Raw genomic sequence first — 16,795 nt, 5'->3', positions numbered from 1 at the left:
TCCTAGGCGCCGGGAACTCTGATCCCTAATCCAAAAGAACCTCGAAACCCGTGATCCCTGAGGTGCGAGGAGCGCGAGCGACGAGCCACGAAGGGCCTGGCGAGGCAGCTCACCCGGCCCTTCGTGGCTCGCTTCGCTCGCACCTCAGGGAGCAGAGGGAGTGGGCTGGCGAATCAGAACAGAGCCTCCCGATCACGCCGCCGAGGTCACCCGGTAGACGTCGTAGACGCCTTCGACGTTGCGCACCACGTTGAGCACGTGCCCGAGGTGCTTCGGGTCGCCCATCTCGAACGTGAACTTGCTGATGGCCACCCGGTCCCGGCTCGTCGTCACCGACGCGGACAGGATGTTGACGCGTTCGTCGGCGAGCACCTTGGTCACGTCCGACAGCAGCCGGTGCCGGTCGAGCGCCTCCACCTGGATCGCCACCAGGAACACCGATTCCGGCGACGGGGCCCAGGACACGTCGAGAATTCGTTCCTCTTGCTGCCGAAGCGATTCGGCGTTGGTGCAGTCGGTGCGGTGCACGCTGATCCCGCCGCCGCGGGTGACGAAACCGAGGATGTCGTCGCCGGGCACCGGGGTGCAGCACTTGGCGAGTTTGATCACGACGTTGTCGATGCCGTCGACCATGACGCCCGCGTCGCCGCCCTGACGTGCCCGGGTCGGCATCGTCGACGGCGTCGACCGCTCGGCGATCGCCTCTTCGGCGTCCTCGATGCCACCCAGTGAGGCGACCAGCCGGTTGACGACATGCCGTGCGGAGACGTGGTTCTCACCGACCGCGGTGTAGAGCGCGGTGACGTCGGTGTAGCGCAACTCGCGGGCGATCGTCGACATCGATTCCGCGCTGAGGAGCCGCTGGAGCGGGAGCCCGCCGCGGCGGACCTCCTTGGCGATCGCGTCCTTGCCGGCCTCGAGGGCCTCCTCGCGTCGCTCCTTGGCGAACCACTGCCGGATCTTGGCCTTGGCGCGCGGCGAGACCACGAATGTCTGCCAGTCCTTCGACGGACCGGCGGTCGGCGCCTTGGAGGTGAACACCTCCACCACCTCGCCGTTCTCGAGCGTGCGCTCGAGCGCGACCAGCCGGCCGTTGACGCGCGCGCCGATACAGCGGTGCCCGACCTCGGTGTGGACCGCGTAGGCGAAGTCGACCGGGGTCGACCCGGCAGGCAGGGTGATGACATCGCCCTTCGGGGTGAACACGAAAATCTCGCGCACGGCGAGGTCGTAGCGCAGCGACTCCAGGAACTCGCCCGGGTCCGCGGCCTCCCGCTGCCAGTCGAGCAGCTGGCGCATCCAGGCCATGTCGTCGATCTCGGCGGTGTCGGACTTCTTGCCCGACTTGCGGTAGCCGTTCTCCTTGTAGCGCCAGTGCGCGGCGATCCCGAACTCGGCCGTGCGGTGCATCTCGTGCGTGCGGATCTGCACCTCGAGCGGTTTGCCCTCGGGTCCGATCACAGTGGTGTGCAACGACATGTAGACGCCGAACCGCGGCTGGGCGATGTAGTCCTTGAAGCGCCCCGCCATGGGTTGCCACAGCGAGTGCACGACACCGACGGCGGCGTAGCAGTCACGGTCCTCCTCGCAGAGGATGCGCATCCCGACGAGGTCGTGGATGTCGTCGAAGTCGCGGCCCTTGACGATCATCTTCTGATAGATCGACCAGTAGTGCTTGGGCCGCCCTTCGACGGTTGCGTTGATACGCGCACCGGCCAGCGCATTGTTGATGTCGGCTCGCACCCGGGCCAGGTAGGTGTCGCGGGACGGCGCGCGGTCGGCGACGAGCCGGACGATCTCCTCGTAGCGTTTGGGGTGCAGGATCGCGAACGACAGGTCCTCGAGTTCCCATTTGACCGTCGCCATGCCGAGTCGATGAGCAAGTGGCGCAATGACTTCCAGGGTCTCGCGGGCCTTGCGCGCCTGCTTCTCCGGCGGCAGGAAGCGCATCGTGCGCATGTTGTGCAACCGGTCGGCGACCTTGATGACGAGAACGCGCGGATCGCGCGCCATCGCGATGATCATCTTGCGGATGGTCTCGGCCTCCGCGGCGCTGCCGAGGGCGACCTTGTCGAGCTTGGTCACGCCGTCGACGAGGTGCGCGACCTCGGGTCCGAAGTCCTTCTCCAGCGCCTGCAGGGAGTAGCCGGTGTCCTCGACCGTGTCGTGCAGCAGCGCCGCGATGAGGGTCGTGGTGTCCATGCCCAGATCGGCGAGAATCGTGGCGACCGCCAGCGGATGGGTGATGTAGGGATCGCCGGACTTGCGCTTCTGGCCGCTGTGCCGTTCGTCGGCGACGTCGTAGGCGCGCTGCAGCAACGCCACGTCGGCCTTGGGGTAGATCTCGCGGTGCAGCGTGACCAGCGGTTCGAGGACCGGCCGGACCTGGCTGCGGGTTGCGGTCATACGGCGCGCGAGGCGGGCGCGCACCCGGCGTGAGGCCGACGCACCCGGCTGGATGGAGCCGACCGCGGCCGGTGCGTTCGGCCGGTCGGCGGTCTCGGCCGACGTCGCTCCGGCGTCCGGGTTACCCGCGGGGGTCACGCCACGCTGCGCCGTGTCGGATTCATCGGGCATCAGCGGTCCTCCTCACGGTTGTCTGTCGGCATACGGTGACCCGTCCGGCCTGCCGGGCGGGCTCAGCCGATTCTAGTCGCGGCCCGCCCATGACCGGGTCGACGCCGTCAGTCCAGTGCGACCGCATGCACGGGAACGTCCGGTCCGAGGCCACGGGCGATCGTGTCCCGGCCGCCGAGACCCGCGAGTTCCATGATCACCGCGACCCCGACGACGTGCGCACCCGCACGATGGAGCAGTTCGGCCGCGGCGACCGCCGTCCCGCCGGTGGCGAGCACGTCGTCGACGAGCAGGACACGCCGCCCGCTGAGGTCGAGGCCGTCGGCCGGGATCTCAAGCGTTGCCTGCCCGTATTCGAGGCTGTAGTCGATGGCGAGGACCGGCGGCGGCAGCTTGCCGCCCTTGCGGACCGCCAGCACCCCGACCTCGAGCTCACGCGCGACCGCGCCGCCCAGCAGGAACCCGCGCGCGTCGATACCGGCCACGAGGTCGATCGACGAACAACCATGCGTGAGCGCGGTGACGATCGTCGACAGCCCTTCCGGGTCCGCGAGGACCGGTGTCAGATCCTTGAAAGCGATTCCGGGAGCCGGGAAGTCGTCGACGAGGCGAGCGTGTTCGGCGATCGCCGCCTGCGCTCGCGAGACCGCCTCCGCCGTACGGTCGGGCACGACACCACCCATCGCTTCACTCCCCTGCTCAGCCACGGATCGTCCACCGATCCATGTTCCATCCGGTGCCGTCGCGGCCGAGACCGGCCACCACGTTGCCCACCCGATCCTTCCACTGCCGTACCCGCGGCGCCGCGAAGAGGGGCACCGACGGCATCGTCGCCCAGGTCGCGTTCTCGATGGACCGGGCCAGACGGAGTCGGTCGGGCGCCGAGACGGTCGTCGCGAGCTGATCCACTCCCCGACTCACCATCGGCTCCCGGATGCCGGACAGGTTCAGGGGGTCTCCGCCGCGCAACGCGTAGGCGTCCCGGCTCGGGTCGGCAGCACCGGCCGCGGCGAATGACGCGCCCCCGGCGACGATGAGTGCGTCGACATCGCGGCCCAGCGCGTCGGGCCGCAGGTCGGGTGAGGACGCGTCCTCGACGACGATCCCCGCTGCGCGGCACGACGCCGCGATCGCCGCGGTCATCTGCTGCCAGCGCGGAGTCGGCGCGACGTAGCCGATGCGTACCGTCCGCGGTCGCAGCGCGACCTCCGAACCGGCCGCCTCGCCGCCGGCCGGATCCTGTACCGCGCCCTGCACGGTGGCCGCCCGGACGAGTCCGCGCGCTCGTTCGATGTCCGGCCGCTGATAGGCCTGGCCGAATTCGGTGTTCATCTGTGCGGCCAGATTGTCTGCCGGGGAGAGCACCCGGAGATTCCAGACCTGCGCGCCGGCGCCGAAATCGCGCGCGAGGTCGGCTCGCGGGACGCAGGAGGCGAACGCCCGGCGCATCCGGACATCGCCGAACAAGCCGCGGCCCGCCAGGACGAGTTCCTCGACGCCCAGCGCGCGCGCCGGCGAGGACGTCCCGGCGGCCCCCGCCGAACCGGCGATGTCACCGTCGACGAGGCCGGCCGTCACGTCGACGACGTCGAATCGCCCGTCGGGGAGCCGGCGGGTCGCGTCGGTCCCGCGCCCCCAGACGACGACGCGCGAGGTCTCCGGCTTGTCGCCCCACCACTCGTCGTTGGGCACCAGGACGAGTCCGCCCGAGCGCGAGTACCGGTCGATGCGATACGGACCCGACGCCGGATAGTGCGCGTGATCGACCGGTCCGAACGTCAGGTCGAAGCCGGTGTTCCATGCGTCCGCGATGCGTCCGACGGCGGCCCGGTCCATCGCCCGGATCGGGTCGATGACGTCGGAGAGGCCGGCCACGCGGGCCACCACATGCGCCGGCATCATCGCCCCGGCGCCGAAGAGCGAGAGCCAGTTCCGGTACTCCCGTCCGGGCGCGAAGGTGACGGTCGCGCTCTTGTCGCCGGCCGCGCAGTTCACCGAGTCGATGTCGCGATAGCCGGCGGTGGTCGCCGGGGTGAAGCCGGGCAGCCGTCCGCTCATCGCCGCCCAGGCGAGCACGAGATCGTCGCAGTCGAGGGCCACCCCGTCGGAGAAGGTCGCCTCGGGGTTGAAGTCATACCGCAGGGTCGGCACGCGGCCGGGCACCTGGGTGACCGTGCCGACGTCGCGATCCGGGATGACCTGGCCGGCCGGGCCCAGCAGACTGAAGCCGGGCAGCAGCCGGGTGGTCGCCATGAGGACGCCATCGGCGTTGCCGCTCACCGTGTTCGCGTTGTAGGTCGTGATCCGCGCGTCGACCACGTAGTCGATCGTCGGCGGCCCGTCGTCGCCGCAGGCCGTCACCAGCCCGGCGACCGTGACGAGCCCGACGAGGAGGCTCAGGACCCTGACGAACTCCCGGCGTCCAACGCTCACGTCGCAGAGACTAGCGGTTGCGGCGGCGTTTGCCGGTCGGGACCGCGCGGTCCGCGTCGTCGGTGTCGACTGCTGCCCCGGCGGATGCCCCTCGGCGCGTCCGGACCGGCCGCGGCTCGTCGGACGGGAGCCCGGCGCGACGTCGGAGGACCTTCTCGGTGTGCCGGCCGATGTCGGGGCGACGTTCCTTCAGTGTCGCCAGGAGCGGCGCGGCAAGGAAGACCGACGAGAACGTACCGACGAGGACACCGACGAGCTGGATCAGCCCGAGATCCTTGAGCGTTCCGACGCCGAGCAGCCAGACCGCGATGACCATCAGCGCGATGATCGGCAGCACCGAGATGACGGTGGTGTTGATCGATCGCATGAGGGTCTGGTTCACACCCAGGTTGGCCTGTTCGGCGTAGGTGCGCCGGGTGGTCTGGAGCACCGAGCGGGTGTTCTCGGAGATCTTGTCGAACACGACCACCGTGTCGTAGATCGAGAAGCCGAGGATGGTGAGCAGGCCGATGACGGTCGCCGGGGTGACCTCCCACCCGACGAGCGAGTAGATACCGGCGGTCACGATCAGGTCGAAGAACAGCGACCCCATCGCCGCGATGGACATCTCCCGGTCGAATCGCACCGCGATGTAGACGAAGACGATGACCAGGAACACGGCCAGCGCGATCAGCATGCGCTCGGTGATCTCGCTGCCCCACGTCGAGCTCACATCCGAGATGCTCACCTCGGCGGGCGCGAGTTCGGGACCGAATTCGTCGGCGAGCGCGCGCGTCACCGACTCCGCCTGGGCGAGATCGAGTGTCTCGGTGCGCACCTGGACCGTCTGGCTGCCACCGGCTCCCGCGGTCTGTACCGATTCGGGCGCCTCGCCGAGGGTCGCGGTGACAACTTCTTCGACGGACTCCGCGGTGATCTCCGAGGAGACGACCGGCACCGACATCTGGGTGCCGCCCTCGAAGTCGATACCGAGGGTGAACCCGCGGATTCCGATCGAGGCCAGGCAGATCAGCAGGATCGCCGCGGTGACGCCGTACCACATGCGGCGGCGCCCGACGATCTCGAAGGCACCGGTACCGGTGTAGAGCCGGGACAGGAACGAGCGGTTGCGATCGGCGACGAAGTCGGCGTCCGCGCCGGGCTGCGCCTTGTCGGCGTCGAGGACGGCCGAGTCGCCGGTTGCCTTGTTGTCCGGCCCGGTCATCGCACGGTCCCCTTCTCCCGAGTGGCGTCAGTGGTGTGGTCGGCGTCCGTCGACGATGCAGACGTGCCGGCGGTGGCCGCACCCGCTTGCCGGTGCGCGGCGACGCGACGCTGGCGGGCGACCTCGCTGATCGCCCCGAGTCCGTTGACGCTCGGCTTCGACAGGAATGTCGAACGGCTCGCGTAGACGACCAGCGGGTGGGTGACCAGGAACACGACCATGACGTCGAGGATCGTGGTGAGACCCAGTGTGAACGCGAAGCCGCGGACCTCGCCGATCGCCAGGATGTAGATGACCGCGGCGGCGATGAAGCTCACCGCATTGCCGGACCAGATGGTGCGGCGCGCGCTCGCCCAACCGCGGGGCACCGCGGACCGGAAGCTGCGCCCCTCGCGCATCTCGTCCTTGATTCGTTCGAAGTAGACGACGAACGAGTCGGCGGTCATACCGATACCGATGATCAGACCCGCGATGCCGGCGAGGTCGAGGGTGAACCCGATCCAGCGACCGAGCAGCACGATGATGCCGTACACCATGGCCCCGGCGAGGACGAGCGACAGCACCGTCAGGATGCCGAGCATGCGGTAGTAGGCCAGGGCGTAGATGAACACCGCGACCAGGCCCACCAGTCCGGCGATCAGGCCGGCCTGCAGCGACGCGAGACCCAGTGTCGCCGAGATCGTCTCGGCGTCGGAGGCGGTGAACGACAACGGCAGCGAGCCGTACTTCAGCACGTTGGCGAGTTCGTTCGACGACGACTCGGTGAACGGACTGGCGCTACCGCCGCTGATCCGGGTCTGACCGCCCGGGATGGGCTCGTTGATCGCCGGCGCCGAGACGACGCGCGAGTCGAGCGTGAAGGCGGTCTGGGTCCGGTTGGGGGCCTGCTCGGCGGTGTACCTGGGCCAGAAGCTGGCGGCCTCACCCTCGAATTCGAGGGTCACCACCCATTCGCCGGTCTGCGGATCGGTACCGGCGTTCGCGTTCTTGATGTCGCGACCGTCGATGATCTCCGGGCCGAGGAGGTAGACCTCCGAGCCGTCCGTCGAGCAGGCCACGAGGTACTGGTCGGGGCGGTCGTTGCCCAGCAGCGGGTCGTTGGCCGTCGGCGAGCAGTCCATCTTCGCCATCTGCTGCTGGAGAGCCTCGAGCTGCTGCGGGGTCGCGTTCCCCGGCGCCTGACGGAGCTTGCGCTGCTCGTCGATGGCGGCTGCCGCGGCCTCGGTGGGCAGGGCGTCGGCCTGATCGTCGGCACTCTCGGGCTTCGGCGGTTGCGGAGTCGCCATGGCCGGCTGCCCGACGACCGGTCGGACGTACAGGCGCGCCGTCTGGCCGAGTGACTTGGCCTGCGCGCCGTCCTGGCCGGGGACCGTGATGATCAGGTTGTCACCGCTGACGACGACCTCGGAACCGGAGACGCCGAGCCCGTTCACGCGCTGCTCGATGATCTGCTTGGCCTGATCGAGCTGCTCTCGGGTCGCCGCCTGACCGTCCTCGGTCCGCGCGGTCAGCGTGACGCGCGTACCGCCCTGGAGGTCGATACCGAGCTTCGGTTCGATGGTCTGGGGTCCGGTGAAGAATATCAGTCCGTAGACGACCGCGAGCAGGCCGATGAAGGCCACGAGCGGACGCCACGGCGGGATCTCTCGAGCCGGTCGCGACCGCTTCCCTGCAGTCCGACCCTTCCCCGAAGTCCGAGAGGGAGTTGTCACAGCTGTTCAGGTCTCCTTGAGAGCGTCAACCGGCCGACGAGCAGCCCGACCGGCATGACCCATCGTCCACTCCTGGCCGGGACACGCCGGAAGCGCGTCGGAGGCGGTGCAGACGGACGGGCGCGCCGCGTCGTGGTCCGACGCGGCGCGGATGCGGCTTACTTGTCGTTGTCGCGCGCGTTGTCGGTGGCGGGCTTGTCCAGGCTGACCGAGTCGGCGTCGCCGTAGTCGTCGGACTCGATCTCCGGGGCGACGTGGCCGGCGTAGGTGGCCGCGGCCTCATCCGTCGGGACGACGCGCATGACGGCCAGCCGGTTCCAGCGGGTGACCACGCCGGTGGCGATCTCGACATCGACGACGTCGGGCGAGCTCGCGTCGATCACGGTGCCGAAGAGACCGGAGGTCAGCTGGACGCGGGTACCGGTGGACACCGAGTTCTGCATCTCCTGCATCTCGGCCACACGCTTCTTCTGCTTCCGCATCGACAGGAACATGAAGCCGGCCAGCAGGGCGAGCAGAAGCGGGAAGAGCAGAGCGTCCATGAGTGCGAGTCAGTCCTTTGGGTATCAGTGGGTACGGCGTGAGCGAGCGGCCTGTCCGGACGAATCCGGGCAGCATCAGCTCAGCTGTGCTCCACACAGTGTGCCACGTCTTGCGCGGAGCTCATCCCCGCAGGTGGTGCCGGTGTCCTCGACGGTCGTCGAAGATCCGGCTAGAGGTCGTCGAACAGCGTGTCGGCCGCCACGTCACGGGGACGCACCCCGAAGGTGGCGTTCATCGCACCGGCGGGCGGGGTGAGTCCGAGGTGATGCCAGGCGGCGGCGGTGGCCACCCGCCCGCGCGGCGTCCGCGCGATCATGCCCGCGCGCACAAGGAACGGCTCGCAGACCTCCTCCACGGTCGCCGGTTCCTCGCCGACGGCCACGGCCAGCGTGGACACCCCGACCGGCCCCCCGCCGAAGGCGCGGATCAGGGCGTCGAGGACCGCCCGGTCCAGACGGTCGAAGCCGAGTTCGTCGACGTCGTAGACCGCGAGCGCCGCGCGGGCGACGTCCACGGTGATCGACCCGTCTCCCCTCACCTCGGCGTAGTCGCGGACCCGGCGGAGCAGCCGGTTCGCGATGCGGGGCGTGCCCCGCGACCGGCGCGCGATCTCGCCCGAGGCGTCGCCGCGGAGTTCCATGCCCAGGATCCCGGCCGAGCGGTGCAGCACCCGGACGAGTTCGTCGGGCTCGTAGAACTCCATGTGCGCGGTGAACCCGAACCGGTCGCGCAGCGGGCCCGTCAGCGACCCCGACCGTGTTGTCGCCCCGACCAGCGTGAAGGGTGCGACGTCGAGCGGGATCGAGGTCGCTCCCGGGCCCTTGCCGACCACGACGTCGACGCGGAAGTCCTCCATCGCGAGGTACAGCATCTCCTCGGCCGGGCGCGCGATGCGATGGATCTCGTCGATGAACAGCACGTCGCCCTCGACGAGGTTCGACAGCATGGCCGCGAGGTCGCCGGCCCGCTCGAGTGCCGGACCGGAGGTCACCCGGATGGCGGCGCCCATCTCCGAGGCGATGATCATGGCCAGCGACGTCTTGCCGAGCCCGGGCGGTCCCGACAGCAGGATGTGGTCGGGGGTGCCACCGCGGCCCTTGGCCCCGTGCAGGACCAGTTCGAGCTGTTCGCAGACCCGCGGCTGGCCGATGAAATCAGCGAGTGACCGGGGACGGAGACCGGCGTCGAGGTCGCCGTCGGAGCGCACCGGCATCGCGCTCACGTCCCGATCGTCGACGTCGTCCGGATCGCCGCCCATCTACGACGCCTTGCCGAGCAGTGACAGCGAGTGACGCAGCGCGGTGGACGCATCGGCGTCGGGATTCTCGGCGAGTACCGTCGTGACCGCCTTCTCCGCGGGGCCCGCGGTGAACCCGAGCCCGACGAGCGCCTCGGCGACCTGCTCGCGAATACCGCCGACGACGGTCACACCGGTCGACGCCTCTCCCGTGGGCCGGTCCACCTTGTCCCGCAGTTCGACGCACAGCCGTTCGGCCACGCGTTTGCCGATGCCGGGTACCGAGGTCAGTGACTTGGTGTCGGATTCGGCGAGCGCGCGTCGCAACGCATCCGGCTCGAGGACTGCGAGGGTCGCCATCGCGAGTCTCGGGCCGACGCCGGTGACCGTCTGCAGCAGCGCGAACAGCGCACGGGCGTCGGGTTCGGTGAAGCCGTAGAGCGTCATCGAGTCCTCGCGGACGATCATCGAGGTCAGCAGCGTCGCCTCGTCACCGCGGCGCAGCCGGGACAGCGTCGCGGGCGTCGCCAGCACGCGGTATCCCACTCCCCCGCAGTCGATCACGGCGTGGTCGAGCGCGATCTCGAGCACCGGTCCGCGGACTGACGCGATCATGCGCGACTCCCCTCTCGTGCCTGGGCCACCCGCGCGCGGTGCCGGGCCGCGGCGGCGTCGGCCTGCTTCTGTGCGGCTGCCATCCGCTCCATCATGGGTCCGCGCCAGCAGTGACAGATCGCGAGCGCGAGCGCATCCGCGGCGTCGGCGGGACGCGGCTTGGTCTGCATGCCGAGAATCCGGGTGACCATCGCGGTGACCTGAGACTTGTCGGCCCGTCCGCTGCCGGTCACCGCCGCCTTCACCTCCGACGGGGTGTGAAAGCGCACCGGTACGTCGCGCTGGGACGCCGCGAGCGCGATGACGCCGCCGGCCTGCGCGGTCCCCATGGCCGTGGACACCTGGTTCTGCGCGAAGACCCGCTCGATGGCCACCACGTCGGGCTGGTGAACATCGAGCCAGTGACACGCGGAGGTGTAGATCGCGAGCAACCGCTCGGCGAGTTCCATGTCACTGGGGGTGCGCACGACGTCCACGTCGAGGGCGGTCACCGTCCGCCCCCGACCCGACTCGACCAGCGCGATACCGCACCGGGTCAGACCCGGATCGACGCCCATGACGCGCACTCGTACCCTCCCAGGCATGGTGATCTGCGAACAGTTGTTCGAGATCTTATCGGGGAGGACGGACAAGTCCGGTGATCAACACACCGGAGAGGCGGCGGCTGTCAGTCGTTCTCGAGTTCGGCGAGGACCTCGTCGCTGATGTCGACGTTGCTGTAGACGTTCTGGACGTCGTCGGAGTCCTCGAGGGCGTCGATCAGCTTGAACACCTTGCGTGCGCCGTCGGCGTCCACCGCGACCTCGACCGACGCGCGGAAGCTGGCCTCGGCGGAGTCGTAGTCGATCCCGGCCTCCTGCAGCGCGCTGCGGACGGCGATGAGATCGCTTGGCTCGCTGACGATCTCGAAGGACTCGCCGAGATCGGTGACCTCTTCGGCGCCCGCGTCGAGCACGGCCATCAGGACGTCGTCCTCGGTCTGTCCGTTCTTCTCCAGCGTCACCACGCCCTTGCGGGTGAACAGGTAGGAGACCGAACCCGGGTCGGCCATGTTGCCGCCGTTGCGCGTCATCGCGGTCCGGACCTCGCCGGCCGCACGGTTGCGGTTGTCGGTGAGGCATTCGATGAGCACGGCGACGCCGTTGGGCCCGTAGCCCTCGTACATGATGGTCTGCCAGTCCGCGCCGCCGGCCTCTTCACCACCGCCGCGCTTGCGTGCGCGTTCGATGTTGTCGTTGGGGACCGAGGACTTCTTCGCCTTCTGGATCGCGTCGAACAGTGTGGGGTTACCCGCCGGGTCACCGCCGCCGGTCCGCGCCGCCACCTCGATGTTCTTGATGAGCTTGGCGAACATCTTGCCGCGCTTGGCGTCGATGGCCGCCTTCTTGTGCTTGGTGGTGGCCCATTTGGAGTGGCCGCTCATGTCCGTCGATTCCTTTCCCGGCGCCGGCACGTGCGGCGGGCCGTGGCCCGCATCCGGCGCACTTCTACCTGTATCCGGTCGCCCTGTTGGTGGTGCGCCCTGTTGGGTTGTTCCCGGCGTGCCGGGCTCGTGGTCTACCGCTGGTTCGGCACGATCTTACCGACGCACCATCTCCACGAAGTATTCATGTACGCGCCGGTCGCCGGTCACCTCCGGGTGGAACGACGTCGCGAGCACGTTCCCCTGACGCACCGCGACGATCCGCCCGGCCGCCGGGCCGCCGGGAACACGCGCCAGGACCTCGACCTCCGGGGCGACGGACTCGACCCACGGCGCCCGGATGAACACCGCGCGCATCGGCGCGGCGCCCTCGGCGTCGGTGATCCCGGTGAACTCCAGGTCGGTCTCGAAACTCTCCACCTGACGCCCGAATGCGTTGCGCCGCACCGTGACATCGAGGGCGTCCAGATGCCGTGCGTCGGGCCGGGTGTCGAGGATCGTGGAGGCGAGCATGATCATGCCCGCGCACGACCCGTACGCCGGGAGGCCGTCGGACAGCTTGTCCACCAGCGGGTCGAACAGGTCGAAGATGCCGAGCAGTTTGCTCATCGTCGTCGATTCACCGCCGGGGATGACGATTCCGTCGACCTCGTCGAGTTCGGCCGGGCGTCGCACCGCCACGGCGTCGGCGCCGGCCGCCTCGAGCGCGAAGACGTGCTCGCGCACATCGCCCTGCAGTGCCAGAACCCCGATCCGCGGCCGGTTCCCTTCGCTCACCGATCGGTCCGGGCGTGCTGGTCGTCGGGCATCACGCGGCCGGTGCGCGCCAGCCCCTCCTGGGTGACCGCCGCGACCAGGCGGCCCTGTCGATCGAAGATCCGTCCCTGGGTCAGGGCGCGACCACCGCCCGCCGACGGCGACGTCTGGTCGTAGAGGAGCCAGTCGTCCGCGCGGAACGGCCGCATGAACCACATCGCATGGTCGAGCGAGGCGACCTGCGGATTGGATTCGGGGTGGGGCACACGCGAGGACCCGAGCAGGGTCATGTCGCTCATGTAGGCCAGCGTGCCGACGTGGAAGACGGTGTCGTCGGGCAGCCGATGGCGGTAGCGGAACCAGACTCGTTGTTGCGCAGCGAAATACGACGATGTGACCATCTTCTCCGGGGGCACGATGCGCAGATCGAAGTTGCGCCACTCCTTGAACACCGCGCGCTCTTCCTCGGCCAGCTCGTCGAGGCGGTCGGTGAGCTCGTCCGGTTGCGGGGCCGGCGGCATCCGGTCCTGGTGCTCGTAGCCCTGGTCGGTGCGCACGTGGAACGACGCCGACATGGTGAAGATGGCCTCGCCGTTCTGGATGCCGGTCACCCGCCGGGTGACGAACGACCGTCCGTCGCGTATGCGGTCGACGAGGAACACCGCCGGACGATCCGGGTCACCGGGACGCAGGAAGTAACCGTGGAGGGAATGGACGTCGAACTCGTCGGACACCGTGCGGGTCGCCGACATCAGGGCCTGACCGGCGACCTGGCCGCCGAAGGTGCGCTGCAGGTGACTCGGGAACGCACCGCCGCGGTAGATGTCGGTCTCGATCTGTTCGACCTGGAGTATGTCCTCGATGGCTGCCACGCAGACCAGTATCGCGCACGGCGCCGGTGGGCACTCCCCTGCCCGCCGAAGCGCGGCCGGCGATCAGAGTTCGTCGAGGGTCATGATCCCGTCCTGGATGGCCCGGGCGACCAGCGATGCCTTCGTCGGGGCGGGACGGCCGATCTCGGCGTACTTGGCCCGGATCCGGGTGAGGTGGGTGTTGACCGTACCGAGCGAAATGTAGAGCTCCTGGGCCACAGCGGGTTTGGAGTCGACGAGCATCCAGGTGCGCAGGACCTCGACCTCGCGCGAGGTGAGATTCGGCTTGGCCCGGTCGGCCGTGGCCTCCGCGACCTCGGGGACCTCGGTGAGCGCGGGAACGGCGACCGCACGGTGCAGGTGGGGGTGTCCCGGACGATGGCCCAGGCCGAGCGGCTGACCCGCGCGCGGCGTCTGGATCTGGTGGCCGGGCAACGGCATCCGGCGAGCCGCCAGACGCGCCAGGGCTTCCTTCCGGCGGGCGATGGCCTCCGCGTCACGACGAGCGCTGACCGAGCGCAGGTGCTGGGGGGCCTGATGGGCGATCGCAGTCATGTGTGCTTCCTCTTCACTCATTCAACCGGTGGTCTTCCGGGTTCTCCCGGCGATGAGATGAAGATTATGGGCTGCGGCCCGGGTGGTCGATGGGGAGAACTCCCCTACCCGTGGGGAGAACTACCCACGGTGAAACCGCAGGTCAGCGACGTGCAGACGCGGCGGCTGACTCAGTCGGCCGCGTTTCGGGCCGCCTCGGCGTCGATGAGGGGGAGATCTTCTCGCGTGACGATGCGTGACGACACCGCGTACTCCACCAGTTTGGTCCGGCGGTTGCTCGCGAGTTTTCCGCCCCCACCGCGCATTCCGCTCACCCCGAGTTGATCGAGTTTGTCGCAGACGTTGTCGAGTTTGCGATTGAACTTGGTCAGCGGCCAGCCCAGCCGGCGCGCCGCCTGCGCCGACGACGGGATGGCACTCGAGCCGGTCCCCTCACGCCGCAGGATCTCCTCGGCCAGCACGATGATGAGCAGTTTCTGGCTCTCGGTAAGCGTCGGCACGCCCTGCGTCGTGTGCCCGCCGCTGTATTCCGGCCGCGTCACCGACTTCACCTGCGGTGCGCGGGCGAACAGACTCAGCTCGTAGGTCGTCGGGCCGGCGGTGAACACGATGGTCGTCTCACCGAAGACGAGCGGCATCCGCGCACCGGGGCCCAGGGTCGCCGAGAACCCGACGTCGCCCGCCGAGACGCTCGCCGACAGGTGCGTGCCGAGATTGGTGAGCCACCAGAGCCCGTTCTCGTTGTGTATCACCAGGAATCGGCGATGAAGATAGGGGTTGTCGTCGATGGACAGATCCGCTTCGCGGCCGATGAAGAACCGTCGGTCGGCGTCGAGCGCGATGCGCTCGCCGCAGTATTCGACGTAGGTCGCCCCGGCGTCCAGCGCGGCGTCGCCGGACTCTGCCGGGGATGTCTCGGCCCGGTCCTGACCCGTGGTCATCAGTCCTCCGATCAGCTCGGGTCGGGGGCCGGAGCAGCTCCGGCGGCCTCTCCCTGCGCCGAGTCGTCGAGCGCGGGCATCGTGAGGGTCGGCACCGACTCGTGGACACTCACGACGATGACGGTGACGTTGTCGTGCGCGCCGAGCGCCAGGGCGGCGTCGACGAGCCGTTCGGCCGCCTGCCGGGAGTCCTCCGCATTGCGCAGGATGTCACCGATCTCCTCGTCGGGCAGCTCCCCGGTCAGACCGTCGGTACACAGCAGCAGCACATCCCCCGGGAATGCCGGCGTACTCGAGTAATCGGCGACCGGGTCGACCATGCCCGCGCCGAGCGCACGCGTGATCACGTTGCGGCGCGGGTCGGTTCGGGCCTGCTCGGGCGTGAGGAATCCGGCGTCGATGAATTCCTGGACCTGCGAGTGATCGGTGGTGAGCTGGTTGAGCGACCCGTTCTGGAAGCGATAGGTCCGCGAGTCGCCGATGTTGAGCACCAGCCAGTGCGGGCTCTGCTCGTGGGTGACGAGCACGATGCCGGTGGCGGTGGTACCCGCGCGTCGCTCGGTCTCGGTGTCGATCTCGCCGATGCGCCGCTGGGCGGCGAGCAACAGATCGTCGAGTTGCAGTTGGGTCGCCTTGAGTTCACCCGCGCTGGTGGCCTCCGACAAGGTGAGCAGTGCGGCCTCGCTGGCCAGTTCGCCGCTGTCGTGCCCGCCCATGCCGTCGGCGAGCAGGTACATCCCCGGCAGCGCGAGTGCCGCGTCCTCGTTCGTCTCCCGGACTCGCCCCACATTGCACGCGGCGGACCACTCGAGCCGCAATTCACCCACGATGTGTGTGCCCGAGACCGAAGCGTCTCGAACGATGGTCGCCGCATCCATGATCAGCAGATACTACCGCCGCGAAGCCCCTGACCCGCCACGCATGTCGACTGTTCGGTCTCCGGCGTGTTGAGACGGGGCGCCGCGGCGGCCGGCGGTCGGTCTGACCACCTACGATTCGGACGAAGCGGTCACCAGCCGCGCTCGGCGAGGCGGTGCGGCTGCGGGATGTCGTCGACGTTGATGCCGACCATCGCCTCACCAAGGCCGCGCGAGACCTTCGCCAGCACGTCGGGATCGTCGTGGAACGTGGTCGCCTGCACGATCGCCGCGGCCCGCTGTGCCGGGTTGCCCGACTTGAAGATCCCCGATCCGACGAACACACCCTCGGCGCCGAGCTGCATCATCATCGCGGCGTCGGCCGGGGTGGCGATCCCGCCCGCGGTGAACAGCGTGACCGGCAGCTTGCCGGCCTCGGCCACCTCGACCACCAGCTCGTAGGGAGCTTGCAATTCCTTTGCGGCCACGTACAGTTCGTCCTTCGGCAACGAGGTCAGACGCCGGATCTCGTCGCGGATCTTGCGCATGTGGGTCGTCGCGTTCGACACGTCGCCGGTGCCGGCCTCGCCCTTCGAGCGGATCATGGCCGCGCCCTCGGTGATCCGGCGCAAGGCCTCACCGAGATTGGTCGCACCGCACACGAACGGCACGGTGAAGGCCCACTTGTCGATGTGGTTGCTGTAGTCGGCCGGGGTCAGGACCTCGGATTCGTCGACGTAGTCCACCCCGAGGCTCTGCAGGATCTGCGCCTCGACGAAATGGCCGATGCGGGCCTTGGCCATCACCGGGATCGAGACGGCGGCGATGATGCCGTCGATCATGTCGGGATCGCTCATCCGCGACACCCCACCCTGGGCACGGATGTCGGCGGGCACCCGCTCCAGAGCCATGACGGCCACCGCGCCGGCATCCTCGGCGATCTTCGCCTGCTCGGGGGTCACGACGTCCATGATCACGCCGCCCTTGAGCATCTCCGCCATGCCGCGCTTGACCCGGGCCGTGCCCTGGCCGACCTCGGGAACGGTCGCGCCGTTGTGACTCACTGAAGA

Annotated in this window: 16 protein-coding genes; all 16 read right to left on the bottom strand. The window is 69.1% G+C overall.

Annotation, left to right across the window (positions count from 1 at the left end):
* Positions 1 to 192: 192 nt before the first annotated feature.
* Entirely contained in the window at positions 193 to 2,577 is a 2,385-nt protein-coding gene (locus tag Q9R39_RS07590) for a bifunctional (p)ppGpp synthetase/guanosine-3',5'-bis(diphosphate) 3'-pyrophosphohydrolase (protein WP_058250277.1), read from the bottom strand.
* Between the two features lie 107 nt (positions 2,578 to 2,684).
* Positions 2,685 to 3,260, bottom strand: a complete 576-nt coding sequence (locus Q9R39_RS07585) for an adenine phosphoribosyltransferase (RefSeq protein WP_058250276.1) — start codon at positions 3,258 to 3,260, stop codon at positions 2,685 to 2,687.
* Positions 3,261 to 3,276: 16 nt separating this feature from the next.
* Positions 3,277 to 5,010, bottom strand: a complete 1,734-nt coding sequence (locus Q9R39_RS07580) for an ABC transporter substrate-binding protein (protein WP_058250275.1) — start codon at positions 5,008 to 5,010, stop codon at positions 3,277 to 3,279.
* A gap of 10 nt (positions 5,011 to 5,020) precedes the next feature.
* Positions 5,021 to 6,214 carry a protein translocase subunit SecF gene (gene secF / locus Q9R39_RS07575; RefSeq protein ID WP_058250274.1) on the bottom strand — a complete coding sequence of 398 codons (1,194 nt, stop codon included), beginning with the start codon at positions 6,212 to 6,214 and terminating at the stop codon, positions 5,021 to 5,023.
* Positions 6,211 to 7,836, bottom strand: coding sequence for a protein translocase subunit SecD (gene secD / locus Q9R39_RS07570; protein WP_231742245.1), 1,626 nt, complete (start codon positions 7,834 to 7,836; stop codon positions 6,211 to 6,213). The genes secF and secD overlap by 4 nt, the downstream gene beginning before the upstream one ends.
* A 248-nt stretch (positions 7,837 to 8,084) precedes the next feature.
* Positions 8,085 to 8,468, bottom strand: a complete 384-nt coding sequence (gene yajC, locus Q9R39_RS07565) for a preprotein translocase subunit YajC (protein WP_058250272.1) — start codon at positions 8,466 to 8,468, stop codon at positions 8,085 to 8,087.
* Positions 8,469 to 8,638: 170 nt separating this feature from the next.
* A complete protein-coding gene (gene ruvB / locus Q9R39_RS07560; RefSeq protein WP_058250271.1) occupies positions 8,639 to 9,727 on the bottom strand; it encodes a Holliday junction branch migration DNA helicase RuvB in 1,089 nt (362 codons plus the stop codon).
* Entirely contained in the window at positions 9,728 to 10,321 is a 594-nt protein-coding gene (gene ruvA / locus Q9R39_RS07555) for a Holliday junction branch migration protein RuvA (protein WP_058250270.1), read from the bottom strand.
* On the bottom strand, positions 10,318 to 10,887 hold the full coding sequence (gene ruvC, locus Q9R39_RS07550; RefSeq protein WP_058250269.1) for a crossover junction endodeoxyribonuclease RuvC: 570 nt from the start codon (positions 10,885 to 10,887) through the stop codon (positions 10,318 to 10,320). The genes ruvA and ruvC overlap by 4 nt, the downstream gene beginning before the upstream one ends.
* Positions 10,888 to 10,988: 101 nt before the next feature.
* On the bottom strand, positions 10,989 to 11,744 hold the full coding sequence (locus tag Q9R39_RS07545; RefSeq protein WP_058250268.1) for a YebC/PmpR family DNA-binding transcriptional regulator: 756 nt from the start codon (positions 11,742 to 11,744) through the stop codon (positions 10,989 to 10,991).
* A gap of 156 nt (positions 11,745 to 11,900) precedes the next feature.
* Positions 11,901 to 12,521 (bottom strand): pyridoxal 5'-phosphate synthase glutaminase subunit PdxT, encoded by a 621-nt coding sequence (pdxT, locus tag Q9R39_RS07540; protein WP_058250267.1) that lies wholly within the window; start codon positions 12,519 to 12,521, stop codon positions 11,901 to 11,903.
* Entirely contained in the window at positions 12,518 to 13,372 is an 855-nt protein-coding gene (locus Q9R39_RS07535) for an acyl-CoA thioesterase II (RefSeq protein ID WP_058250266.1), read from the bottom strand. The genes pdxT and Q9R39_RS07535 overlap by 4 nt, the downstream gene beginning before the upstream one ends.
* 63 nt (positions 13,373 to 13,435) lie before the next feature.
* Complete coding sequence (locus Q9R39_RS07530) at positions 13,436 to 13,927, bottom strand: LuxR C-terminal-related transcriptional regulator (RefSeq protein WP_058250265.1); 492 nt, start codon at positions 13,925 to 13,927, stop codon at positions 13,436 to 13,438.
* Between the two features lie 170 nt (positions 13,928 to 14,097).
* Complete coding sequence (locus Q9R39_RS07525) at positions 14,098 to 14,868, bottom strand: FHA domain-containing protein (RefSeq protein WP_058250264.1); 771 nt, start codon at positions 14,866 to 14,868, stop codon at positions 14,098 to 14,100.
* A gap of 11 nt (positions 14,869 to 14,879) precedes the next feature.
* Positions 14,880 to 15,746 (bottom strand): PP2C family serine/threonine-protein phosphatase, encoded by an 867-nt coding sequence (locus Q9R39_RS07520; protein WP_058250263.1) that lies wholly within the window; start codon positions 15,744 to 15,746, stop codon positions 14,880 to 14,882.
* Positions 15,747 to 15,877: 131 nt separating this feature from the next.
* Complete coding sequence (gene pdxS / locus Q9R39_RS07515) at positions 15,878 to 16,789, bottom strand: pyridoxal 5'-phosphate synthase lyase subunit PdxS (RefSeq protein WP_058250262.1); 912 nt, start codon at positions 16,787 to 16,789, stop codon at positions 15,878 to 15,880.
* Positions 16,790 to 16,795 lie beyond the last annotated feature (6 nt).

It is taken from the genome of Gordonia sp. AC31, from assembly GCF_031844505.1.
GTDB lineage: Bacteria > Actinomycetota > Actinomycetes > Mycobacteriales > Mycobacteriaceae > Gordonia > Gordonia hongkongensis.
This window is presented reverse-complemented; position numbering and strand designations above follow the sequence as displayed.

Excerpts from the sequence above, each read along its gene's own strand:
- ruvA (WP_058250270.1), bottom strand. The coding sequence starts at position 10,321 with ATGATCGCGTCAGTCCGCGGACCGGTGCTCGAGATCGCGCTCGACCAC.
- Q9R39_RS07530 (WP_058250265.1), bottom strand. The coding sequence starts at position 13,927 with ATGACTGCGATCGCCCATCAGGCCCCCCAGCACCTGCGCTCGGTCAGC.
- Q9R39_RS07545 (WP_058250268.1), bottom strand. The coding sequence starts at position 11,744 with ATGAGCGGCCACTCCAAATGGGCCACCACCAAGCACAAGAAGGCGGCC.
- ruvB (WP_058250271.1), bottom strand. The coding sequence starts at position 9,727 with ATGGGCGGCGATCCGGACGACGTCGACGATCGGGACGTGAGCGCGATG.
- Q9R39_RS07525 (WP_058250264.1), bottom strand. The coding sequence starts at position 14,868 with ATGACCACGGGTCAGGACCGGGCCGAGACATCCCCGGCAGAGTCCGGC.
- yajC (WP_058250272.1), bottom strand. The coding sequence starts at position 8,468 with ATGGACGCTCTGCTCTTCCCGCTTCTGCTCGCCCTGCTGGCCGGCTTC.
- Q9R39_RS07585 (WP_058250276.1), bottom strand. The coding sequence starts at position 3,260 with ATGGGTGGTGTCGTGCCCGACCGTACGGCGGAGGCGGTCTCGCGAGCG.
- Q9R39_RS07590 (WP_058250277.1), bottom strand. The coding sequence starts at position 2,577 with ATGCCCGATGAATCCGACACGGCGCAGCGTGGCGTGACCCCCGCGGGT.
- Q9R39_RS07520 (WP_058250263.1), bottom strand. The coding sequence starts at position 15,746 with ATGGATGCGGCGACCATCGTTCGAGACGCTTCGGTCTCGGGCACACAC.
- secF (WP_058250274.1), bottom strand. The coding sequence starts at position 6,214 with ATGACCGGGCCGGACAACAAGGCAACCGGCGACTCGGCCGTCCTCGAC.